This is a genomic window from Shewanella sp. FeAMO, from assembly GCF_053653955.1.
The window spans coordinates 4,820,743-4,844,407 of record NZ_CM132201.1; the positions used below are offsets into that span (position 1 = coordinate 4,820,743).

Consider the following 23,665-nt stretch of genomic DNA (forward strand, 5'->3'; position numbering starts at 1 on the left):
GAGCTGTCTGAGTACTGACCAGCCCCTTGCAGCCAACCACGCTGTAGTTTTTCAAGACTCTATCCTCATACCGCTTTGACCAGTCGAATCCGTACTCTACGATTCACTTCGGACTGTTCCTTGGAATAGGGCTGACGATTGCCATGATGTCTGGCCTCTATCATCTGCCGTTTCACCCCCAGCTCCACCAGAGCCGCCACCACGTTTTCCACTCTGTCTTTGCTCAATACCAGATCCGCCAGCCTGGAGCTGCCGTCGTCTGCATGACCATCGATCAGGATTTTTTTGATGTTGCGATCCACCGCCACGTAACGGGCCACGGCTTGAATATCGGCCTGCATGGACGAATCCATTCCAGCGATTCCTGAGGGGTAAAAAATAGATAAATCATGAACATAGTCATAATCTTGTGGGAGCAGTTGTTGGCGGCACTGGCGCAAGGGTTGTAACTGGCTTCGGGCACTGAGGGTATCGACCTCAAGCAGGAATCCATCACTTTGTCCAAGTTCAAATGTCCAGCGCCATCCCTGCTCCAGCCCCTTGATAAAGACGCCCAGTTCCCCGCTTCTCAGGCTGGCCTTTCCTGTTTGCCATTGCATCTGCCGGCTCTGCACCTTGCCCGGAAATCCCTCGCCCCATGCCGGATAGCCAACGCTGGCGTTTACGCTGTGGGCTTGATTGAGCCAGGAGGAGATCAGGGACAAGTTGGAATGTTGCCCTGGCAGTAGTTCCAGCTGCAGTAAGCCGGCTCCGGCAACAGCAACGCTGAGCCGGCAACCAAAGGGGCTGCTACTCAGTTGCCAGGCATCATCGTCCGCGGCCACTCTGTAGGTCACCGTCTGCGTGATGGGTTCTGCGAAACTGATAGCGCTGAACAGCAAGAAACACAGGGCTAGGGTCAAAGGCTTCAACACAGTAAATTCCAGTTAGTGAAGGATAAATAGATGGAATAATTACAATGTAAATTCCTTTGTTATTACCCTTAATTTCAGCGATGAATTCGAATTGAACTAAATATACTCCAAGCACCTAAAACCCAGAGGTAGGCGCTATTTTAATCGCTATTAATATAGCCAATTCGATTAACCTTAAAACAGTTAAAAATCTCTTAGAATATTAAACAATCACTTTTCTATCGAGAAAATTGACGGCGAAAATAGCTCATACAAATGTATCCTGTCAAATTACAAAGCGCTTTTTTTGATTAACATCAATGTGTCAATTTTTTGTCTTGGAACCATTTTTTGACACTGAATAAATACACACTTTTCAGCTTGTATGATGCCCAGACTTTGATAATATTCTGCCCCCTACGTCTAATATGTCATTGGTTATTTTTTATCAAAAAATTAACTTATTTTGTAGCTGTATTGTTGCGAACGGCGACTGCGCGGTAATGGTTTAATGAAAATAACTGCACGGTAATAATGGAATGAAGATAACTGCACGGGCAGAGCTAATAAAATCAGATCAGACTCATGATTGTAGGCCGATTGCTCTAATTCGAGAAAAATTAGCCCGTAGTCGTTTATTCGGACAGTTGGATAACTGTAATCAAGGATTATTACAAGCGCTAAATCAAATACTCAAACCATTGACAAGACAGGGACTTCCGGCATTGATTCGTACCGAATTAACGCCCGGTGAAATTCTGCTGAAAAGTTGTAATAAACATCATTGGTTTGCCTTTAAATATCAACGCAAGCTATTGGGTTTATTGCGAATTGATCGCTGTACCCTCGAACAGCTAGCCAGCAGCTACTATGGCGGTCAATCCGGCAAGCTGTACTCGCCGCTGGGAGCGCCGACTCAGTCGGAATTTCGCTTGGGGCTCAAACTGATGCAGGCGGTGCTGGAAAGCATGCCCTTTGATCCCATCAAGCCGGACGAATTGCAGATAGAACTGTCCGGTGCCGAGACTGAATACAGGGTCGCGGCCCTTTGGTCGATGAGCTTTCCGGACAGCCATTACACCAGTCCTATGTTGTTTGCCATGACAGACGAACTGCTGGGACGTATCGGTCAGGCCGCCCCCCAATATCAACAAGCGGACAATCTCGAACAGGCGCTGGAACAACAGCTGACCCAGATCCCGGTCAAGCTCAAGCTGGAGCTGGGTTGGCAACCCATGCCGGTACAGGCTCTGGCCGAACTGCAGCCCGGGGAAATCATTCCACTGAATCTGCATCAACGCTGCCCGATTTCACTGGGAGGGCTGACCTTGTTCTACGGCTCGGTACACAGCCACCAAGGCAAGTTGGTCGCTCGCCTGAATCAAGATGCTTTCCAACAAAATGAGGATGATCAAAGTGGATGGACAAACATCGCTGAGTGATGATTTTTTACTCGACAATGAACTGCTCGAAGAGCCGTTGACCTCGGTACAGGTAAAGCCCTCCCGGGATATGAGCTTCTTCAAGCAGTTGCCTGTGCAGGTCACTCTGGAACTGGCCAGTACTGAGATGACACTCGGCGAACTGACCCATATGGGACAGGGGGATGTTATTGCCCTGGATCGCATGGTGGGTGAGCCTTTGGATATCCGGGTCAATGGCGCCCTGCTCGGACGCGGCGAAGTGGTTGAAGTCAATGGTCGTTACGGTGTGCGGCTGCTGGAGGTCGTTGCCAGTGGCGCAACCTTGGTCAAAGAATAGCGGCCTATTCCTGCTCATTTTATTGCTGCTGTCACTGCTGGCCCTTCCCGTGTCTGCCGCCGATGGCATGACACTCTTCACCCTGGACGACGGTCAACAGGCACAAAAGGTCAACATCAAGCTGGAAATTCTGGCGATGATGACAGTGATGAGCCTGTTACCCGCCATGCTGCTGATGATGACCAGTTTCACCCGTATCATCATAGTACTGGTAATTTTGCGTCAGGCCTTGGGTTTGCAACAGAGCCCGCCCAACAAAGTATTGATAGGTATCGCCCTGGTACTCAGCATGTTTATCATGCAACCCGTGGGCAAGGAGATCTATCAAAAGGCCTACCTTCCCTATGATCAGGGGCAGATAGAGCTGCCGCAGGCGATTGAGATTGCCGAGCAGCCGCTGAGGCATTTTATGCTGGCGCAAACCCGGGAAACCGACCTGGAGCAGATGCTGAAAATCGCCCAGGAACCCTTGACCCTGACCCAGGAGCAGCTCCCCTTCTTTGTGATCCTGCCGGCCTATGTGCTGTCGGAGCTGAAAACCGCCTTTCAGATTGGTTTCCTGCTGTATCTGCCCTTTTTGGTGATAGATCTCGTGGTGGCCAGCGTGTTGATGTCCATGGGGATGATGATGCTGTCGCCGCTGATTATCTCCTTGCCATTCAAGTTGTTAATCTTCGTGTTGGCCGATGGCTGGTCTATGACTGTCAGCACCCTGACGGCCAGCTTCGGATAGCGCCATGGAGCTGAGTGAACTGACAAGCTTTTTCTCCGATGCCATCTACCTTGCGGTATTGATGGTATTGGTGTTGATCAGCCCGGGCCTGTTGCTGGGTCTGTTGATCGCCATCTTTCAGGCCGCCACTCAGGTCAATGAGCAGACCCTGAGCTTTCTGCCCAAGTTGGTACTGACTCTGCTAATGGTGCTGTTCGCCGGCCAGTGGCTGGTGCAGAAGCTGCTCGATCTGTTCAACCAGCTGTTCCTCTCTATCCCCCATGTGATTGGCTAAAATGCTGAGCCTGACGACAGACTATCTGCAGCAACTGCTCGGCTCTTTCTGGTGGCCTTTCAGTCGTCTTCTGGGGGCTTTTCTGGTGATGCCTTTCCTCGGCCATATCCATGTCCCCGTATTGATTAGAGTATTGTTGGCACTGCTGCTGGCGGCGCTGATTATTCCGATACTACCGGCGGTTCCCGTCCTCGACGCCCTCTCATTCAGGGCAGTATTGCTGGCGCTGGAACAACTGCTGCTGGGCATGATGCTGGGATTGTTTCTCAGCCTGATGCTGCATATCCTCAGCCTGCTGAGTACCATTTTGTCGATGCAGATGGGGCTCTCCATGGCGCTGGCCAACGACCCCGGCAGCAGCAGTAGCCAACCTCTGCTGGGGCAGATGCTGGTAATGTACGGCACCCTGCTGTTTCTGGCGTTGGACGGGCACTTGGTTGCCATCGGCATCATAGTGGACAGCTTCCGCCTCTGGCCCATAGGCAACGGCTTGTTCGACCTGCCCTTGATGCAGCTGATCGGCCAGTTTGGCTGGATGTTTGCCGCCGCCTTGATGCTGGCGCTGCCGGCGGTGATGGCGATGTTGGTGGTCAACCTGACATTTGGGGTGCTCAGCCGCTCGGCGCCCTCTTTGAATATCTTTGCCCTGGGTTTTCCCATGACCATGATCATGGGGCTTGTCTGTGTCCTGTTGTCCTTCTCGACTCTGCCGGACAGGTACAGTGACTTTTGCCTCGATGCGTTGTTTGCCATGCATCAGTTTTTGGGAGGGAGCCAATGAGTCAATCCTCCTCCCAGGATAAGACTGAAAAGGCCAGCAGTCACAAGCTGCGCAAGGCCAGAGAGAAAGGCCAAACCCCGCGCTCGAAGGATCTCGGCGCCTGTGTGCTGATGATTGCCGGTTCCCTGCTGCTGAGCAACAGCGGCGATTGGCTGGCGCAGCAGCTGATGCAACAGACTGAGCTGCATATGCTGGTCAGCCGCGAAAACCTGGATACCCCGGGAATGATGCAGAGTCACCTGGCCGCTGCGCTGCTGGGGATACTCGAGCTGCTGGGACCACTGTTTCTGATGATACTGCTGCTGGCCGCTATTGTGGGCGGCTTGCCCGGCGGCCATGTCTTCAACCTAGGCAATGCGGGCTTCAAGTGGAGCCGTATCGCTCCCTTGAGCGGCCTCAAGCGCATGTGTGGCACCCGCTCCCTGGTGGAACTGGGGAAATCTTGCCTGAAAGTCAGCTTGCTCATCGGGATCATGCTGCTGTTTTTAAAGCATGATTTTGATCACTTGCTCTACCTGAGTCAGCAGGATCTGCTGCAGGGTGCCAGCACAGGGCTGCAACTGCTAAGTGACTACATCCTCTATCTGGGACTGGGAATGCTGGTGATCGCCCTGGTCGATGTGCCCTACCAACTCTGGCAGCACTACAAAGAGCTGAGGATGAGTAAGCAGGAGGTCAAGGATGAACATAAACAGATGGAGGGTAAGCCGGAAATCAAGGCCAGAATACGCCAACTGCAACAACAGTTTGCCCGTTCCCGCGCCTCGGTCGCCGTACCTCAGGCCGATGTATTGATGGTCAACCCCAGCCACTATGCCGTGGCACTCAAGTATGACCCGGCCAGGGCCGAGGCCCCCTTCGTTCTCTGCAAGGGCCGCGATGAAGTCGCCCTCTATATGCAACAGATTGCCAAGCAGCACGGTGTCGAAATCCTCAGGATCCCGCCGTTGACCCGCGCCATCTTCCACTCGACGGCAGTGGAGCAACAGATCCCCGCGGCGCTGTTCAAGGCCGTGGCCCATGTACTCAATTACGTCTTGCAGATCCAGGCGGCCCGGGCCGGACGCAAACCCATGCCGGCACCGCTGCCGGAATTTCATATTCCACCCCACTTGCGACATGACTAAAGGATAACCCAATGAACTGGCTGCGATTACTTACCGCCAATAAGTCCCATGCCATGGTGCCATTGCTGCTGCTGACCCTGATGGCGATGATCATTCTGCCGCTGCCGCCTTGGCTGCTGGATGTGATGTTCACCTTCAACATAGTGCTGGCCATCATGGTGTTGCTGGTGAGTGTGTCGATTCGGCGGCCGCTGGACTTTTCCATTTTCCCAACCCTCTTATTGCTGGCGACCCTGCTGCGACTCACGCTGAATGTGGCATCGACCCGGGTGGTGCTGATCCGCGGCCATGAAGGCGGCGATGCCGCCGGTAAGGTGATCCAGGCGTTCGGTGAAGTGGTGATCGGCGGCAACTATGTGGTTGGCGCCGTGGTGTTCCTGATCCTGATGATTATCAACTTTGTGGTGATCACCAAGGGTGGCGAGCGGATCTCCGAAGTGTCGGCCCGCTTTACCCTGGATGCGCTTCCCGGCAAGCAGATGGCGATAGATGCCGATCTCAATGCCGGTTTGCTGACCCAGGATCAGGCGCGGGAGCGGCGTAAAGAAGTCGCCGCGGAAGCTGACTTTTATGGCTCTATGGACGGTGCTTCCAAGTTTGTTCGCGGCGATGCCATTGCCGGCTTGTTGATCCTGGCAATCAACATCATAGGCGGTATCTGTATCGGCATCTTTATGCATGATCTCAGCGGCACAGAGGCGTTCAAGACCTATGCACTCTTGACCATAGGTGACGGCCTGGTGGCGCAGATCCCATCGCTGCTGCTGGCAACCGCCGCGGCGATTGTGGTCACCCGGGTTTCAGATGCCGAAGAGATGCCGGCCCAGTTCAACGAACAACTGCTGGCCAATCCCAAAACCCTGGCGACCGCGGCGCTGGTGATGTTGATCATGGGTCTGGTACCCGGCATGCCCACTTGGGTATTCCTCAGTGCCGCGTTGTTGTTGGGTTTTGTCGCCTACAAACAGTACCGGACCAAGCCGGTAATCATGCCACCGCCACAGGCCAAACAGGCCGGCGAAGCCCTGAGCGAACCTCCAGCGCCCAGCTGGGACAGCCTGCCCTATGTCGATGCGATAGAGGTCAAGCTAGGTTATCGCCTGGTGTCTCTGGTGGAAAAAGAGCGCGGCGCCGAACTGATGAAACGCCTGACCGGAATTCGCCGCACTCTGTCGGAACAGGCGGGCTATCTGCTGCCGGAAGTCAGGGTCAGGGATAACCTGGCGCTGAGCCCCACTCACTACCAAATCAGCATAATGGGCACCTTGGTGGCCACGGCAGAACTGGACCCAGAGCGACTGCTGGCGATTCGCAGCAGCAATGTTTTTGGTGAGCTGGACGGCATCATCACCCGGGATCCTGCCTATAACATGGAGGCGGTCTGGATAGAGCAGGAAAAGAAAGCCAATGCGCTAAACCTGGGCTATTCCGTCGTGGACAACGCCACAGTGATCGCCACCCATGTCGCCAAGTTGCTGCGGGAGCGAATGGCCGAGCTATTGCAGCACGATGATGTGATTTCACTCAATGAACGACTGGCGCGCCAGGCCCCCAAGCTGGCAGAGTCACTGAGCCAGGCGCTGTCGCCGATTCAGCAGCTCAAGGTGTACCGGCTACTGCTCAGGGAACAGGTTTCTTTGCGGGATATTTTGACCATAGGCACCACACTGCTGGATTGCAGTGAAAACAGCAAAGATCCCGTGCTGTTGGCGGCAGATGTTCGCTGCGCGCTAAGGCAGGCGATAGTACAGGCCATCTGTGGAGATGCGCCTCAGCTCAAGGTGATGACCCTGACCCCAGAGCTTGAGCGACAACTGATGAGTGCCCTGAGCACCGCCCAGCAGCAAGGCAGCGTGTCACTGGATGGTTTCCCTGTGGATCCGCAGTTGCTGGCGCAGCTACAGCAAAAAATGCCCCAGCTGTTGGCCGAGGCCAAGGCCGCCGGACATCACCCTATCCTACTGGTGCCGCCTCAGTTGCGCCCGCTGCTGGGCCGTTATGCTCTGGCCTTTTCAAGAGGTCTTAATGTGTTGTCTTACAATGAGATTTCTGAAAACAAAGACATTATGGTCGCCGGTCAGTTGGGATAAACGGGCATTATTGGCATGGAGTAAATCGTTGTAATTCACCTTAAACTTATACTAAAGTCCTACGAGAAATGATTGCGGGAAGATTAAGGTAATGCGAAGACTTACCAGCTTAATAATATTGCTGTGCTGCTGTCTGCCGGTTTGGGCTGCGCAAAAGTTACCGGCCAGGGCCGAGCTGCAACAGCTGGCCTCGGCCAGCGCCATGCTAGTGGATCTGGAAACCGGCGAGGTCCTCTATGAGGACAACCCACAGCAGGTACAGCCCATAGCCTCGATCACCAAGTTGATGACGGCGCTGGTGACACTGGATGCCAAGTTGCCGCTCAACGAACGGATTGCCGTGGATGTCAGTCAGGCCGATATCATGCAAAACGTGGTGTCCCGTATCCGTATCGGCAGTGAGTTGAAACGTAAAGAAGCGCTGGCACTGGCGTTGATGTCTTCGGAAAATCGCGCCGCCGCGACCCTGGCACATCACTACCCCGGCGGCTACCAGGCCTTTATCAAAGCAATGAATGCCAAGGCGGCAGAACTGGGGATGACTGACAGCCGCTTTGTCGAACCCACAGGGCTGTCGGAGCAGAATGTCTCCAGCGCCAGAGACCTGGTCAAACTGCTGCGTGAAGCCAGGAAATACCCTCTGATCGGCGAACTGAGTTCGGCCCCCAACCGTAGCGTCATGTTTCGTAAGCCAAGATATAACCTGGCGTTTTACAACACCAATCGCCTGGTGAACAAGAAAAACTGGCAGATCCACCTCACCAAGACGGGTTATACCGATGACGCCGGCCACTGTCTGGTTATGCTCACCAAAATGGCCAAGCGCGAAGTCGCCTTTGTGGTACTGGATGCCTTCGGCAAGCTGACCCATTTGGCCGATGCCGGCCGCCTGAAGAAGTGGCTGGAAACCGGCAAAGTCAGTCCGGTTCCCCAAGAAGCACTGGACTATAAACAGCAAAAGCAAACAGAACGTCAGGCCTTGGCCGCCACCCGTTAATATTCGGCAAACAGCGGTGACTCAGCGCAGGTTTTCACGCTTGCGTAGCCGCATCCACAACAACTTTTGTTATCATCCCGCCTCGTTTAAAGGCCTTTGGCCTTCGCAGTTACTGAGTCAGGAAGATGCAGTCATTTAAAAAGCACACCCTTATCCCGCTGGATCCCCGGGATCCTCTCTCCATCAGCCTGGCACTGGCGCAATACCGGCAACAACTGCAGCAAGGTACTATTCTGCGCCAGGGCATGTTCGATATCGAATTTGTCGCAGTGACCGACAGCGGTAACCGCCGCCTGCAAATCGATGACCTGCAAGATTCAGCACTGCGCGCTCTGCTGCAGGAAGCCCTGAGCCTGGGGCCGGATGGCGAAGGGTTCATGCTGCCGCCACTCATCAGCGACGAGTGTGACCGCTACCTCTCTGAACCCTTGCTGTTCGCCATTGCCATGCAACACCCTCGCCTGGCACCCGAACTGCTGGCCACCGCAGAGGCCATGATAGCCTTCGCCCGCAGGCACAATGATCTGCAGCGCATGTGGCTGGACGACAGCCGCATTTTCGGGGTCGAGGCCCTGTTTCTGCTGGCCCGGCGCACACCCGAACTGGCCTGGCTATTGGCACGCTTTCTTATCCCCGCCTGGGACAATGTCTACAGCAATGGCTATGAGCAATATATGACACGGCTGCTCGAGCTCAATGGCTGGAGCCCGAATATGCTGCGGGCCTTTGTCTGGTGCGACAGTGACCATCTGCGCCAGGGCTTCTTCTACAGCGGCGAAACCGGCATTCAGAGTCATCAGCCACTGGCCGACTTCCTCAAGCAAAATCCACAGCAATATCCTCTGTTCAAACAGCTGTTGAGCGAGCGTTTACTTAATAGCCCCAAACTGCTCGCCGCCGAAGACCGCCCACTCGGCAGAGTCGATGCCGTGCTGCATTTCTTTGTCAGCATGTACCCGCTTGAGTTTGCCTGGTTTGAAGTTGAACAGGACGAGGGGCTGGATACCCTGCTTGAAAGCCAGTTTATCTGCGCCAATCTCGAAGAGGAGATAAGCGACCTGCGCGCCGCCATAGAGAGCCAGGCCGGTGGCGCCCTGGCCTGTTACAGATGCGGCATAACCGGGAGCGCCGAAACCGACGCAGATGAACAAGACGACAGCTATCAGGATGAGGACGATGAGCGGCCGGGCAGACTGCTGCGTCTGTTAAAGCCATTGGCACTGGCGCAACCCCAAGGCGCGGCACTGTGGCAATATCTGCATGATGGCAGCCAATCCCAGGCGCTGGCGGCTCAGCAACCAATAGCATTAGTTCCCGCCTGTAAGGCCAAAGCCCTGGGGCTCTATCACTACATAATCGACTACTGCATTACGGCAGAATCCAATCGGCATATTGCCGAAGAGCTGAGCAGTATTCTCAGCGATAGCCGTTATGAACTGCTCCATGGTGATCAAGAAGATGTCGAAGCTTTTGCCGATATTTTGCCATCAAAGAGTCTGCAGCAAAGGCAACAGCAGTATTTACGCCTGCTGGATATCTGGTTCGCTTGGCTTGGCAAACCCGAACTGGAAGAGATCCGCGAAAACCTGGTCGACGATGAAGGGCTGCTCGATGATGTCCAATATCTGCAGCGCTACGGCAACCTCAGCGACACGAGTGAGCAGGCGCTGCTTGAGGCGCAACTGGTTAAACTGTTGCAGCAATGGAACGACAAGCGCCAGGTCTACAACCGCCCCTTGTTGAACAAGACCCTGGCCTTGTTCCGGCAACACCGGCAGCTTGCCAACCCGGATAACTGGCCACTGAGCCAGATGGAGCTCGGCCACTATGTTTTGCTGGCCTTCCTTTGGCAACAGGACTGTCTGGCCGGGTGCCATGACGCCATCAGCCGGGCGCTGAGCGAGAGATTAAACGCTAATAGTCCTTGGGAACTGCTTGCCGGGCAAGTACTCAATCAGGCCGCAGACGATGCCAAGCCTCTCAAGGCGTTTATCTGTCGGCCCGAACCCTCTCTTTGTGAGCTTGAGGCGCTGCAGCTGGCACAAGACCAGCTCTATCGAAGAGGGCGTGATGATGTTGGCCGCCAATTGACCCTGGAGCCCATCAGTGACTTCCAGCCCAAATACCTATTGTTCGACAAACAAGACGGTTTTCGCCGCGGTGCCATGCTGTGCTATTTTCTGCTGGCCTCGCAGCACGCTTTCACTCACTCCTCAACTCAGCCAAATGAGCCGCAAGCACCGGCTCTCATACTGGCCCAGCGCCTGTGGCAATGGCTTCTGGAACTGGCGCCACTCAAGCTCTTGCATTATGCCGCCATGCCTTACAGTGACGATAATTTCGACCCTGAGTTTGACTCTGATACCGAGCGCCAGGGCTTTGTCAGCAGCATGCGATCACTCGGCGTCAGTGAAGCCCTGCTGACAGTGTTTGACTTCCAACTGTCGCTGAGCAATGCCGATGGCGCCAACACCCTGCGCGCGCTAGCGCAGCTGAGCCAGTTGGCCCAGGCCTCATCGAGCCAGGCAGATTCACTGCTGCAGGCACTGAGACGACTGCCGGATAGAGAGAAGCTCAATGCCTTCGAACTGCTGGAGCTGCAATACCCCGGACAAGGCTTTATCCAACACCCCGAGCTGCAGCGGGAATGGTCACTCTGCCTCGAGTATTTTATTCGTGACAACCTCAAGAGTTGGCAGCGGGTACTGGCTCAAGACTTTGATGGCCGCTGCCAGTTGCTGGAGCGGGGCATAAAGCAGCCTGTGGTTGCCGCGCCACAACTTGTGGTTTGCGAGCAGGCCCAAGATGACAGGTGGGACTGGCTCAATGTCAGCCTGCTTCGGCGTCAGGGTGAAGAGTTGCAGGCATTATTGCTGACCCAAGCGATACCGCCGGAGGGCTTGCCCCAAGGTGTTCCGGGCGAGGTGCTGCTGTTTGACGAGAGTGTCAGCGCCGAGGAGATCTTGGCGGCATTCAAGGCCCTGTACTCAGTCGATGCCAGGGTTGCCTTGGTCAATGCTCGACTGCAAGCATACCTGAGTGGTGAATTGCCGCTGGCAGCCATGCAAGCCTGCCTGCAACGCCTGTTCGCCCTTGATGAGCTGAGTATCTACTCATCCTTCGAGCGTTATGATCTCAAGCAGTTCCAGTGGCTGCTTCCCACCCCAACCCGGCAGCGACTGCTGCAGCTCCTGCTTGGCTACCAATTGGGATTTGAACTGTTCGATGAGCAGCTATTGCGGGCCTTTATGGCCGACAAGGTGCAGCGCGGTGACTGGCCAGCGGCACGATACATAGACAGGAGATACCAGGACAGCGATGAGCTGCAGGAAGCCGCGCTGAGCTGGCTGCTGCAAACCTTGGAGCCGCTGCGGCTTGAGCCGATGAAACTGCTGCGTTTTTGCCTCGGCAAGGGGGAATATGAAGCTCCCTGTGACTGGCTAGTCGCTCAACTGAGAAACGGCACTCTGACGCCCCTTGTTACTCAGTTGACTGTCAATGAGAAAATCGAGCTGATCGATTGCCTGGAAGGCGACTATCCCGACGCGGCCGAGTTGCTCTCGGCACTGGCCAAAGATGACTCCCGCCGGGTAAGAGACGCCATGGCAGAGCTTGCCTAAGCGCCGCCGATTTGGGTGAGGCAAGGGGGTTGGCGGACTACATAGGCTATGGGCCACATAGACGCCAGGCAGCATGGGCACGCCTTTTAGGCTGTCTATGCTGCCCGCTTCAGCGCACCAGCCAGTCCAGAAATTGCCACAACAAGACATTCATCTCCTGAGTCTCGGCCTGGCGCAGTACATCAGGTGGCTGCACCCAAGGACGGGGCTGACTAAACTCGGCGGCACCGTGACTGATAAGCGCCTCTATCGCCTCGGCGTCAAATTCCAGATGGCACTGAAAGCCGTACACTCTGGCACCATATTCCACTATCTGCCTCGGACATACCTCACTAAATGCCAACACCTTGCTATCGGCCGTCAGCCCAGGCATATCATGGTGCCAATGCCCCAGTATGACACTGTCGCCGAAGCTTTCCAGGCCTGGATGCGCCCTGCCGGCCGCGGTCAAGGTCACGGAAAAGAAGCCTATCTCAACCTCTGGGCTGGGTTCGAAAGGAGCACCGAGCACCTCGCCAATCAGCTGTGCTCCCAAACAGATACCCAACACAGCCACCTGCCCGGCAATGGCTCTGGCTATCAAGGCCTGTTCCGCCCGGGCATCAAAATAGTGGCACTCGGCAATGCCGGTTGCCGGTGACTGTGGGCCTCCGAGCACAACCAATAAACCTACGCCTTGGAGGCTCTGCGGCAAGGATTCACCAAGCCAGAGGCGGGTATAGCTGGCTTCATAGCCGCGCGCGCGACACCAGTTCGCCAAAACCCCTGGCCCTTCGAAAGACTCATGTTGAATAAAATGTACCTTCACCTGTCGCTCCCGCGTTTGTTGTTCAATTGGCCGTCATGTTAGCCTTGACAGCAGACCGATAGATATCGACACAAAGACAGATAACATTGCCAAACCGCCAAGCTATTTCCCCAACAGATACCCTAGCTTCAGAAGCACGGTTCGATGCCAACGGGCTGATAGCGGCTTATCCCGACGCCCGGGTGCTCAGCAAAGTGCTGTGGATGCCCAGAGGGCATGTCGATAGCTGGCACTGCCACAACTGGCATCAGTTGGTGTTTCCGGCAAGCGGCCTGTTACAGACTCAGGTCAGGGATACCCGCTTTATACTGCCCCATAACGGCGCCCTGTTTATTCCGGCAACCCAGGAACATGAGTCCAGAGTCCTGGTGGATACCCAGTTCATTGGTCTCTACCTGGATCCCTCATATAGCCAGGGCTTTCCCACTCAGGCCAAACCCTTTGCAGTATCTCCCTTTCTCAGGGAATTGCTGCTGCATCTGACACAAGCACCCAGCCCGCAAGCCTCAGACGCAAGGTTGAGGTTATTGGCGGTTCTCAAGGATGAGGTGATCCAGGCGGCGCCCTATCGTTTGGGGTTACTGCTGCCAAAAGACAAACGTCTGCTGCGGATTTTTGATGAACAAGTTGCCAGGCCGGCATTGGAAATGACTCTGGCCCAATGGGCCGAGCGGGTGGGCGCATCCGAGCGCACTCTTTCCCGGCTGTTTGCCCGGGAACTGGGTTGCAGCTATCCACTCTGGCGCCAGCACCTACGTTTGTTGAGTTCGCTGACGCAGTTGGAGCAAGGTGAAACAGTGCAACAGGTGGCATTTCAGGCGGGCTATCAGTCCGATTCTGCCTTTATCTGTGCCTTCAAAGGACTCTTTGACCAGACACCTCACCAATACCGTAGCCAGAATAGGCCAACGTAGAAGACGCTGGCTTAATCTGTACTTGGAAAACGCCGACTCACTCCCGCAGCAAAGGCAGCAGACGCTGGCTGATCTCATCCGGGGTATCAGTCCGACCCTGCCTTACTTGTGCCTTCAAAGAACTCTTTGACCAGACACCTCACCAATACCGCAGCCAGAATAAGCCAGCGTAGAAGACGCTGGCCTAATGGCAATAGTGGCTGAGCTCGAAAAGTGCTGGTTCACTCCCGCAGCAAAGGCTGCAGATGCTGACGGATCTCATCCGGAATAGGTCGACTCTGCTCACAGCTGTAGTCGTAGTGCACCAGGGTGGTCTTGGCTTCGGCGGTCAGCAGCTCTCCCTGCCAACTCTGCTGCAATACTTCGAACGAGCTGTTGCCTATGCGGCTGACCGAGGTCAATACTCTGACTGTCTTACCGTAATAGGTGGGCGCCTTAAAGGCGATGGTGAATCCGGCCACTATCAGGTTCCAGTTGGTCAGATCCAGACCTGGGTTGAAGATTTCGAACACAGGCTCTCTGGCGGCTTCAAACCACACGGGCAGCACAGTGTTATTGATATGGCCCAGGCCATCGGTTTCATTGAATCTGGGTTGAATATCCAGGCTTAACGCTTCCATAGGGTATCCTATTGTTATTATTGTTGATTAAAACTCGCACTTGTCTTTGCCGGCCTTCAGCTTACCTTGAGGGTCAAACTGTTTGCCGCAAATTTTCTTGCCGTCCCGATACAGGGTTTCATAGCGGCCATCGTGATAGATGCCTATGACCACGCCATCGAAACGGGCACCATTGAAGTTGTAAACCTGTTCGCCATTGATCATCCGGTTGTATACAGAGATCCTCGGCTCCTCCTTATGGAGCTTGCCATTGATGTAACGGCGTTCAACCATCTTGTTGGCCGCCGTTAGCTCCTGGCTCTTGAGCAGCCGTCCCTCACGGTCATAGCAGATATATTCCTGTTCATAACCGTAGCTGAGGCGTCTGAAGCAAGCATCCTGACCATCTTCATAGAAGCTGTGTTGCCAACCGCACAGGTTATTGCTGGTTGCCGCGCCGTCATAATCGCAATAGAAGTTGATCTCCTGCAACTGGCCGTTGCGGTGAAAACGATAGCCATCGCCTATGGATATCCCTTTTTCTACGGTCCGAAAAGAGGAGATCCCATGAGGGCTGAAGCTGGCCTGCATTCCCTGATCCAGCCCTTGACTGAAGTTTTGCAGGCGCTCCAGTTGCCCCTGTTTATCGAAGCGATACCAGCGGCCTTCGGCGCGAGCATCACGATACTGCTGCACCTCCAGCAGTTGCCCCTGCTCACTGTATCTAAGAACCCGTCCCTGAAGGATCTCATACCAACGACCCTCTTTATCTTGGTACGCCTGATAATCATACAAACTGCTCAGTTGACCATTTTCATGGAAATACAGCTGCTGGCCATCTTGCTTACCCTGCTTGAACTGCGCCAGCTTTTTCAGCTGGCCACTGGCATAGAAGTAACGACTCTGGCCATCAAGCTGATCGGCAAGATAATTTTCTTCCAGCAGCAGTTTGCCGCTGCGACCCAGTCGCTGCCGCAGTCCCTGTTTCTTGCCTTGATGGTAATGGGTCCGCAGCTCAGATTCGCCATCCATCTCAACCCAGAGGCCATCTTTCAAGCCGTGGTCATAAGTCACCCGGTTGCCATCTTCAATCCAGGGGCCATGACGTTTGTTGTCAAGGTACACGCCTTTGAGCCAGATTTTTGTGGGTGTGGGTTCGGCGTCACTGCCAAAATCGGCCAGAAGCTCCTCGTATTCACCATGCAATAAGCCATCTTTGTAGTTCGCAAACCCCAGCGACAAGGTTTCGTCATAGTCGGATTCCAGCTTCCACAGGCCCTGTTGCTTACCGTCGACGTACTGCCCCCGCCAAAAACGACCATCGAAGTCAGCCTCTATCCACTCGCCCTGCTGCAAGCCATTTTTATAGTCACCGGCGGCGTTGATACGGCCATTTCGTGGGCTATAGCTGGCCCAACTACCATGCAACTTACCGCCCTGGTAATAGGCACTCAGTGTCACACCGCCCCAGGTGCCACCGGTAGGAGTAAACCCCAGCAGCGGGCCACTGCGACCGGCCTCCCCCTCGATATCATCGCGCTGGTAAGCCACTTCGGTCACCATAAATCCTTCAGCTTCACCAATACCAAAGCTGAGCCGCTCGAAGCTGGCTGTCAGGAAGAATGCTGTCTGTCCCTCTTTAATACTGACGGGATACTTGAGCCGATAGGAGTACGCCTGCTCGGCGCGCTTCACCGCCCGCCCCTCTTCATCCCGGTAACCCAAGAGCTGCCCGTCACTCTCCAGGGCACCTTGCAGCAAGGCCCTGATGTTGGCGTCATCAGTGGCGTCAATATCGTAAGTCATCAAATATTGTTGCGGCGGCCAGCGCTTCAACTGTTTACGCACTTCGGCCACGGTGAAGTGTTTGAGGGAAGGAGCCAGCCGGTCAAGCCTGGGCTGCAGGCGCTGCAGCCACTGCCAATTGCTGTAGTCCCGACCATATCCCCTGATGGAAAGTTCTGAGTCGCTCTTGAGCATCACCAGGACTTCGCGCTGCTCATCACCATCGAGATCCTGATAAAAGACGGCGACAACCTGAGTCGCTGCCGGGAAGCTGTCCAGTGTTTCACTGTCATTGTCGCCCTTTATCTGGGCCAGCAGCTGCTCGGAATCACGGTAGAAAGACAACTGCTCATTGTCTCCTGCCGGTAGTGTCAGCGGACCGTGAGCCAATTCAGAGGCTGAAGAAAGCGGGGAAAAAATAAGGAGAAATAAGCCTGTGAGCAAGCCCGGTTGGAATAGTCGTTCCATATACTGCTTCCTTGAGAAATGACCTTGGCAACCCGGCCAAGATTGGGGGCCAATACTACAACAGCCGGTATTAAATCTAAAGGAATCATGCTATTAAAAAAGGCTGCCCAGGCAGCCTTTTTCAGAATTAACCACCATACATGGCGTTAATTTCGCGGGAATATTTGTGATAGATCATCTTGCGTCTGAGCTTGAGAGTCGGGGTAATCAAACCCGCCTCCATAGAGAAGGCTTCCGGCAGCAGGGTAAACTTCTTGATCTGTTCAAAACCCGCCAGCTCCTGTTGCAGGTGTTTGAGCCTTTCTTCAAAATGCTCCACCACATGACTGTGACGTATCAACTCCAGCGGGGATTCATAACTGAGTCCCTTTTGTTTGGCCCAGGCTTCCAGGGCTTCAAAGGCAGGAACGATTAGCGCAGTCACATAGTTACGGGCATCGGCAACCACCGCCACCTGTTCGATAAAGGGACAGCAACCCACCTTGCCTTCAACCCGCTGCGGCGCAATGTACTTGCCGTTGGAGGTCTTCATCAGCTCTTTGATCCTGTCGGTGATAAACAGGTTGCCCTGTTCATCCAGGTAGCCGGCATCACCAGTCCTGAGCCAGCCATCTTCGAAGGCCTCGGCAGTATCCTTGGGACGGTTGAAGTAACCGCGCATCACGGTATCACCGCGAACCAAAATCTCATTCTCGGCCCCGAGACGAACTTCCACCTCAGGCATACAGCGGCCGTTGGAACCTGTAACCCTGTTGTCCAATGTATTGCAGGTAACGGTTGCCGTGGTTTCTGTCATACCGTAACCACAGAGTACCGGCAGGTTAATGGCCGCAAAGAACGCACTCACTTTGGCATCCAAAGCCGCGCCGCCACAGGGCATCAGCTGCAGGCGACCACCGAGAGCGGCTCTGAGTTTGCCGTAAACCAACTTGTCGGCCAGGCGCCATTGCAACGACAACCAGGCACTGGGTTTGGCCCGGCCCTGCATCACCTCAAACTGGCGCTCGCCCACTGACAATGCCCAGGCAAATAACTTGCGGCGACCATTTCCGGCTCGGGCAACTTTGTCCTGCACCGCGCTGTATACCTTCTCCAGGAATCTGGGTACCACACACAGGGTGTGAGGACGCACGGCGGCGATGGCTTCTTTGACTCTTTGAGTGTCCGCAAGATAAACGTTACGACCACCACGACTGAGCACATAGAAGCTCCAACCCCGCTCGTAAACATGGCTCAGGGGCAGGAAAACCAGTGACACCTGGTCACTGCTGAAAGGGATCTTCTGTTGATGCTGGCGCATGGCCGAGGCGAAGTTACGCTGATCCAGCATCACCCCCTTTGGATCGCCGGTCGTACCTGAGGTATAGATAAGAGTCAGCAGATCATCCAGAGTGGCGCTCTGTTCCCTGGCGGCCAGCTCAGTACGAGCGTCTTCGGGCACTGTCTGCTCAAGCAGGGTGTCCAGGTGTTGATGATGGGGCTGCTTGAGGGTGACTTGCTTGTCAAACACCACCACGCAATTCAGTGTCGGGCACAAGGACTCCAACTCACAAGCCAGTTCATACTGAGCTTTGTTGTCCACAAACAATAGCTTGGCACCGGCATCATTGATGATATAAGCAGCTTGCTCCAGGGTGGAGGTAGGGTAAACCGGCACCACAACACCTCGGGCGCGGATCACACCGACATCGACACAGGTCCATTGCGGGCAGTTGTGGGACAAGATCACGGCGCGATCCTGAACCTCAAAGCCGTTGGCAATCAGAGTTCCGGCAATGGCAGCACTGATACGGTTAAATTCATTCCAGCTGACCTTATCCCAAGGCGCAGCCATTTCGAAGCCTTCCAGGGCGATATGCTCTGCGCGCGCTTTAAGCTGCTGACGCAAGAGATGGGTGATTCTGTACTGCTCTAGAGACATAACTCGGTTTACCTTTTTAGCTTACAGCTGTTCCGCTTTTGAGATTCTACCCCAAGGCTCAGGCAAACATAAGAGCTTTTGCTCTAATTCCGTACAGTATCACGCTCCACTCATAGAGATCAGACCAGTTGTTATATCAGGGTTCCAGTACTTCTGTACGCCATAATCTATTGCGGCCAAGATGAAACAACGCCCTTGGTAAAGAGCAGCCTGACCCGCGCCACCGCAGCTAAGGAAGGTGCCTTGAACGCCAATTGCTGTGCAAGCCACTCTCTACAAAAGAGAAGACCACGAGGACTTATTCGCACCTTCCCTAAGACTCACAGTCCAATCTTGGCGAAATGCAATAACCGGCCAGCTGCTTCATACTTGTTCCCTGTTATTCCTTGGTTCGGGGCCAATGTTTGACTATCAACTGTTGCAGCCCCTGTTGCGACAACCCCAATTGCTGCGCCGTTGCCAACAAGTCTTCAAGCTGCGGCATTATAATGGCCTCGGCCGACAAATTCTGATGGGCCCGGCGCTGGGCTACCCGGGTTGCCTGGCCGCGTCGCCGCTCCAGCCATCCCTGCTCCACCAACTGTTTCACCGCCCTGGAAACTGTCATGGGGTTTACAGCCAGATGCTCAGCCATCTGCCGCACCGAGGGCAATACGGTTTCCTCGGGCAGCTGGCCGCCGACGATCAGATGGATAATCTGCTCGCTCAATTGACGGTAGATGGGTTCGCCGCTGCCGGGGTTGACATGCAATAGTTCTAACATTAGCCTTGAAACACTGTATTAATACATTGATACACCAATAAAACTAACACACTCCGGCAGGAATGCCAAAAAGGAACACAAGCATGAAGCAAAGGAACTTTGGCCGGCACCACAGGCTTGCCGTAACCAGCATGCTGCTGTTGGCTCTGGGGCTTTGTTGGACGCCGCTGAGTCAGGCACAGACAGCTTCCGAAAGCACGGGCTGTTATGTCGATGGTCTGTCTGAACGTCTGCGTTGCGGCACGATTCGAGTCGCGGAGGATCCGCAAAAGCCCGAAGGCCGCCAGTTGGCAATCCACTATGCCGTCTTGCCGGCAATCAAGAATACCGCCCCTAATGAAGCCGTACTGGCCATCGCCGGCGGGCCGGGACAGTCGGCCATCGAAAATGCCGCCACCTTCGACCTGATCTTAAGCAAAGTCCGTCAAAACCGGGACATATTGCTGATAGATCAGCGCGGTACCGGCCAGTCCAACGCCCTTGAGTGTGCGGCGTTGGATCTGGAACAAACCCTGGCCTATAACGACGAAGCACTCGATGTCGAACAGGAAACCCGTAACTGCCTGAGTAAGTTGGATGCCGACATCAGCCAATACGGCAGCGAGCAGGCATTGCACGACTTCGAAGCGGTTCGCCAACATCTGGGTTATCAGAAGCTGCACCTTTATGGCATCTCCTACGGCAGCCGCATGGCTCAGCTCTATATGCGCCACTATCCCGAGGCACTCAAGACAATGACCCTGGATGGCGTCGTGCCTATGCAGCAGAGTGTGCTGGCCATAGGCGCCGCCATTGGCCGGGCCCAGGATCTGCTGCTGAGCGATTGTGAGCAGGACGCTTTGTGCGCTCAAACCTACCCGCAGCTGCGTCAGGAACTGAACCAGCTGGCCGAGCGCCTGGGGCAACATGCGGTGATGAAGAAGGTGCCTCATCCGGTAACCGGCGATATCGCCATGCTGACCCTGACCCGTAGCAAGTTGCTCGGCAGCCTGAGAATGGCGCTCTACAGCCCCTCGGTCAGAGCTCTGCTGCCCTACGCCATCCACCGGGCGGCCATGGAGGAATACCAACCCCTGCTGGGATTAATGGCTCTCAGTGTCGATAGCACAGGTATCGCCATGGGCATGCACGCCGCCGTGGTTTGCGGTGAAGACTGGCCCAGATTGACCGCCGCCGAGCGCCAACAGGCCGAGGCCAGCGTCATAGGCAAAGAGATGCTCAGTAGCCTGGACAGAAGCTGCCCTATCTGGAATGTCCCGGCCGCGGCGGCCACCTTTGCCGAGCCGATAACCAGCGATATCCCCACCCTGCTGCTTTCCGGAGCCAAGGACCCCGCCACGCCGCCTTCCTGGGGCGAACTGGCCATGGCCCAGTTGAGCAACGCCAGACACTTGATCTCCCCCTATGCCACCCATGGTGTCGCCGCCCAGTCCTGCGCCAATGAGCTGATCGCCGAGCTGGTCAAGGGCACGGCGCCGGACAAGTTGGATGGCGAGTGTCTCAACAAAGATGTGCGTCGCAGTTTCTATCTCAACGCCAGCACAGTGGAAGCCATTCCAGGAGGAACAAAATGATCAAGGTGACCAATCTGAGTAAGCGCATCGGCAAGGTTCAAGCCCTGGATGGCCTGAGTTTCAGCGCCGAAGATGGCATGATTACCGGCCTGCTCGGCCCCAATGGCGCCGGCAAGACTACCTGCCTGCGCACTGTGTTTGGCCTGCTGAAACCGGACGAAGGCATAGCCGAAGTCGACGGTATAGATGTCGGCCGCAATCCGCTGGCGGCCAAGCAGCAACTTGGGCTGTTTCCGGATCCCTTCGGCCTCTATGAACGCCTGAGCCCGAGGGAATATATTCGTTTCTTCGCCGAACTCAGCGGCATGCCGAGTAAGGCCGCCAAGCAGGCGACTGCCGATGTGCTCGGCAAACTCAAAATGGACGATATTGCCGACCGCCACTGCAAGGGCTTTTCCCAGGGGCAGCGGATGAAGACGGCACTGGCTCAGGCCATAGTGCATCAACCTACCAATATTATTCTCGACGAACCCACCCGCGGGCTGGATGTGATGAGCACCCGGGTACTGCGGGAGCTGCTGTTGGATCTCAAACGCCAGGGCCACTGTGTGTTGTTCTCCAGCCATGTGATGCAGGAGGTCGCCGCCCTCTGTGACAAGGTGATTGTCATGACCCAGGGACGCGTGGTGGCCGTTGGCAGCCCGGCCGATCTATGCCGTCAAACCGGTAAGGAGTCATTGGAAGATGCCTTTATACAATTGATAGGCACGGATGAGGGGATAGCCGCATGATGAGTCGACTCTTGACACTGGTTCGCAAGGAACTGCTGGATGCCGCCCGCGACAAGCGTTCTGTAATGGCCGGTCTCTACTATGCCATAGGCACGCCGCTGATCATGTGCGGTCTGTTTGTGGTGCTGATTGGTCAGCTCTCCAGCCCGGATGACCTGCAAATTCGCATAGACAACGCCGAACAGGCGCCGGATCTGGTGCGCTATCTCGGTCAGAAGGGGATCAATCAGGACAGCAGCGAGCAGGCAGGCGCTCTGATACTGCAGATAAGCGAGCAATACCGGACGCAGATGGCCAAAGGCGAAAGGGCCGAGGTGATCCTGATAGCCGACAACTCGGATGAAAAGCTGCAGAAATCGATTCGCCGTCTGGAGCGGGCGCTGCAGGGTTATTCCTCCGAAATGGGCAGCCTGCGCCTACTGGCCCGCGGTATAGATCCCAGGATAATGCAGCCGATTAAGGTGCAATTGCAGGATCAGGCCACGCCCGACTCCAAGGGCGGAATGATCCTCGGAATCGCCATCTTCACCATGATCTACTCGGTATTTATTTCCGGGATGAATCTGGCGATAGATACCAGTGCCGGCGAACGTGAACGCAACTCATTGGCGCTGCTGCTGAGTCACCCTGTCACCCCGAGGCAATTGGTGATCTCCAAGCTGCTGGCGGTAACTGTGTTTGCCATGTTGGGCTTGATCCTGATTTTGCTGATCTCCAAGTTTGCCTATCCCATGGTGCCTTGGCAGGAGCTCGGCTTCAGCATCAGCATCAGCGCCGAGTTTATTGCCCTGATGCTGTTGATAGGCTTGCCGGTCGCCCTGCTGGCCGCCAGCATGCAACTGTTTGTGTCCTTCCTGGCCAAGACCTTCAAGGAAGCCCAGTCCTATCTGACCATAGTGCTGTTCGTGCCCTTGGCCCTGGCAATGACCGCCAGTTACGACATAGCGCCGGACACCTTGCAGTGGTTGCCGGTCTCAGGGCAGCAACAGGCGCTGATGGCTTTTATCAAGGGTAAGGAGTTGCCGCTGCTGCAGCTGTTGGTATCCAGCTTGCTGACGTTGGCCATAGCCGCCGCCCTGGTGCTGGGGCTGGAGCGCTCCCTCAAGAGCGAAAAGGTGGTGTTTGGCCTCTGATCCAAACCCCAAGTCCGCAAAAGAAAAGGCAAGCCGAGATTCAATGTTGGCTTGCCTTTCGATTGCCGAAACCCCGAAACCCCGAAACGCAAGGGTATCGGCAGGATAAAAACCGGGTTGGCTTATTTCGCCTTGGGACGAAACGGCTTGATCACTGTCTCATCGCATTCTAGGAAGGGGCCTTCCATCAAATCGATGCAGTAAGGAATCGCCGGGAATACCGCATCCAGGCACTCACGAATCGACTTGGGCTTACCCGGCAAGTTGACTATCAGGGTGTCGTCTCTCAGCCCGGCGGTTTGCCGTGACAGAATCGCTGTCGGAACAAACTTGAGCGACTCGGCGCGCATCAGCTCGCCAAAGCCAGGCATCATACGGTCGCACACGGCTTCGGTCGCCTCGGGCGTAACATCGCGCTTGGCCGGCCCTGTGCCCCCTGTGGTCACCACCAGACAACAGCCGTCTTCATCGGCCATCCGCTTGAGGGTGGCTTCAATCACCTCCCTCTCGTCCGGGATCACTTCATAAACACTTTCCCACTCACTGGTGAGATAAGCATTGAGAGTCTCTATGATCGCCTTACCGGAAATGTCTTCATAGACTCCGGCGCTGGCACGGTCACTGACGGTTACTATCCCGATTTTGGCTTTGGCCATGCTGTTCCCCTTGGCAAAAATGCTTGTGTTGCAGTGG

General features: G+C 55.2%; 20 protein-coding genes. 13 read left to right on the forward strand and 7 right to left on the reverse strand.

All coding sequences use genetic code 11. The features are described 5' to 3' along the window. Window positions 1-65 precede the first annotated feature (65 nt). Window positions 66-914 (reverse strand): MotY family protein, encoded by an 849-nt coding sequence (locus ACWAU4_RS21635; protein WP_025009125.1) that lies wholly within the window; start codon window positions 912-914, stop codon window positions 66-68. A gap of 704 nt (window positions 915-1,618) precedes the next feature. Here ACWAU4_RS21635 and ACWAU4_RS21640 point away from each other — a divergent pair. The 9 genes from ACWAU4_RS21640 to ACWAU4_RS21680 all read left to right on the forward strand — a co-directional run bounded on the left by ACWAU4_RS21640 (window position 1,619) and on the right by ACWAU4_RS21680 (window position 12,276). Continuing rightward, on the forward strand, window positions 1,619-2,335 hold the full coding sequence (locus ACWAU4_RS21640) for a flagellar motor switch protein FliM (protein ID WP_052658227.1): 717 nt from the start codon (window positions 1,619-1,621) through the stop codon (window positions 2,333-2,335). Beyond that, window positions 2,301-2,654 (forward strand): flagellar motor switch protein FliN, encoded by a 354-nt coding sequence (fliN, locus tag ACWAU4_RS21645; RefSeq protein WP_028780412.1) that lies wholly within the window; start codon window positions 2,301-2,303, stop codon window positions 2,652-2,654. The genes ACWAU4_RS21640 and fliN overlap by 35 nt, the downstream gene beginning before the upstream one ends. A gap of 10 nt (window positions 2,655-2,664) precedes the next feature. Next, window positions 2,665-3,387 (forward strand): flagellar type III secretion system pore protein FliP, encoded by a 723-nt coding sequence (fliP, locus tag ACWAU4_RS21650; protein WP_243890055.1) that lies wholly within the window; start codon window positions 2,665-2,667, stop codon window positions 3,385-3,387. 4 nt (window positions 3,388-3,391) lie between these two features. Next, complete coding sequence (locus tag ACWAU4_RS21655) at window positions 3,392-3,661, forward strand: flagellar biosynthetic protein FliQ (protein WP_025009122.1); 270 nt, start codon at window positions 3,392-3,394, stop codon at window positions 3,659-3,661. A gap of 1 nt (window position 3,662) precedes the next feature. Then, window positions 3,663-4,442: a flagellar biosynthetic protein FliR gene (fliR, locus tag ACWAU4_RS21660; RefSeq protein WP_044735535.1), complete on the forward strand. Its 780-nt coding sequence runs from the start codon at window positions 3,663-3,665 to the stop codon at window positions 4,440-4,442. Then, window positions 4,439-5,569 carry a flagellar biosynthesis protein FlhB gene (flhB, locus tag ACWAU4_RS21665; RefSeq protein ID WP_025009120.1) on the forward strand — a complete coding sequence of 377 codons (1,131 nt, stop codon included), beginning with the start codon at window positions 4,439-4,441 and terminating at the stop codon, window positions 5,567-5,569. Before fliR ends, flhB begins: the two co-directional genes overlap by 4 nt. An 11-nt stretch (window positions 5,570-5,580) precedes the next feature. Beyond that, window positions 5,581-7,659, forward strand: a complete 2,079-nt coding sequence (gene flhA, locus ACWAU4_RS21670) for a flagellar biosynthesis protein FlhA (protein WP_454290384.1) — start codon at window positions 5,581-5,583, stop codon at window positions 7,657-7,659. A gap of 91 nt (window positions 7,660-7,750) precedes the next feature. Further along, window positions 7,751-8,656 (forward strand): D-alanyl-D-alanine endopeptidase, encoded by a 906-nt coding sequence (gene pbpG / locus ACWAU4_RS21675; RefSeq protein WP_082050271.1) that lies wholly within the window; start codon window positions 7,751-7,753, stop codon window positions 8,654-8,656. A 125-nt stretch (window positions 8,657-8,781) separates the two neighbouring features. Continuing rightward, the gene (locus ACWAU4_RS21680; RefSeq protein ID WP_454290385.1) at window positions 8,782-12,276 is read left to right on the forward strand and encodes a hypothetical protein; all 3,495 of its coding nucleotides are present in this window, start codon (window positions 8,782-8,784) and stop codon (window positions 12,274-12,276) included. Window positions 12,277-12,385: 109 nt separating this feature from the next. Here the strand turns inward: ACWAU4_RS21680 and ACWAU4_RS21685 are convergent, their stop codons facing one another. Next, complete coding sequence (locus tag ACWAU4_RS21685) at window positions 12,386-13,084, reverse strand: glutamine amidotransferase-related protein (protein ID WP_345879479.1); 699 nt, start codon at window positions 13,082-13,084, stop codon at window positions 12,386-12,388. Between the two features lie 86 nt (window positions 13,085-13,170). Here ACWAU4_RS21685 and ACWAU4_RS21690 point away from each other — a divergent pair, with 86 nt between their 5' ends. Then, window positions 13,171-13,998 (forward strand): AraC family transcriptional regulator, encoded by an 828-nt coding sequence (locus ACWAU4_RS21690; RefSeq protein WP_454290386.1) that lies wholly within the window; start codon window positions 13,171-13,173, stop codon window positions 13,996-13,998. A gap of 221 nt (window positions 13,999-14,219) precedes the next feature. Here the strand turns inward: ACWAU4_RS21690 and ACWAU4_RS21695 are convergent, their stop codons facing one another. From ACWAU4_RS21695 to ACWAU4_RS21710, 4 genes are all read right to left on the reverse strand, one after another. Further along, complete coding sequence (locus ACWAU4_RS21695) at window positions 14,220-14,618, reverse strand: acyl-CoA thioesterase (RefSeq protein WP_345879476.1); 399 nt, start codon at window positions 14,616-14,618, stop codon at window positions 14,220-14,222. Between the two features lie 27 nt (window positions 14,619-14,645). After that, the gene (locus tag ACWAU4_RS21700) at window positions 14,646-16,850 is read right to left on the reverse strand and encodes a toxin-antitoxin system YwqK family antitoxin (protein WP_454290387.1); all 2,205 of its coding nucleotides are present in this window, start codon (window positions 16,848-16,850) and stop codon (window positions 14,646-14,648) included. 127 nt (window positions 16,851-16,977) lie between these two features. After that, the gene (locus tag ACWAU4_RS21705; protein WP_156018499.1) at window positions 16,978-18,771 is read right to left on the reverse strand and encodes an AMP-dependent synthetase/ligase; all 1,794 of its coding nucleotides are present in this window, start codon (window positions 18,769-18,771) and stop codon (window positions 16,978-16,980) included. 379 nt (window positions 18,772-19,150) lie between these two features. Beyond that, complete coding sequence (locus tag ACWAU4_RS21710; RefSeq protein WP_025009112.1) at window positions 19,151-19,534, reverse strand: GntR family transcriptional regulator; 384 nt, start codon at window positions 19,532-19,534, stop codon at window positions 19,151-19,153. Window positions 19,535-19,617: 83 nt separating this feature from the next. Here ACWAU4_RS21710 and ACWAU4_RS21715 point away from each other — a divergent pair, with 83 nt between their 5' ends. The 3 genes from ACWAU4_RS21715 to ACWAU4_RS21725 are packed head-to-tail and all read left to right on the forward strand — an operon-like array spanning window position 19,618 to window position 22,972. Next, the gene (locus ACWAU4_RS21715) at window positions 19,618-21,108 is read left to right on the forward strand and encodes an alpha/beta hydrolase (RefSeq protein ID WP_420908002.1); all 1,491 of its coding nucleotides are present in this window, start codon (window positions 19,618-19,620) and stop codon (window positions 21,106-21,108) included. Then, window positions 21,105-21,839, forward strand: a complete 735-nt coding sequence (locus ACWAU4_RS21720; RefSeq protein WP_028780402.1) for an ABC transporter ATP-binding protein — start codon at window positions 21,105-21,107, stop codon at window positions 21,837-21,839. Before ACWAU4_RS21715 ends, ACWAU4_RS21720 begins: the two co-directional genes overlap by 4 nt. Further along, complete coding sequence (locus ACWAU4_RS21725; RefSeq protein ID WP_394805932.1) at window positions 21,836-22,972, forward strand: ABC transporter permease; 1,137 nt, start codon at window positions 21,836-21,838, stop codon at window positions 22,970-22,972. The genes ACWAU4_RS21720 and ACWAU4_RS21725 overlap by 4 nt, the downstream gene beginning before the upstream one ends. A gap of 122 nt (window positions 22,973-23,094) precedes the next feature. On the opposite strand, the gene mog is transcribed toward ACWAU4_RS21725, so the two are convergent. Next, entirely contained in the window at window positions 23,095-23,628 is a 534-nt protein-coding gene (gene mog, locus ACWAU4_RS21730; protein WP_028780400.1) for a molybdopterin adenylyltransferase, read from the reverse strand. Window positions 23,629-23,665 lie beyond the last annotated feature (37 nt).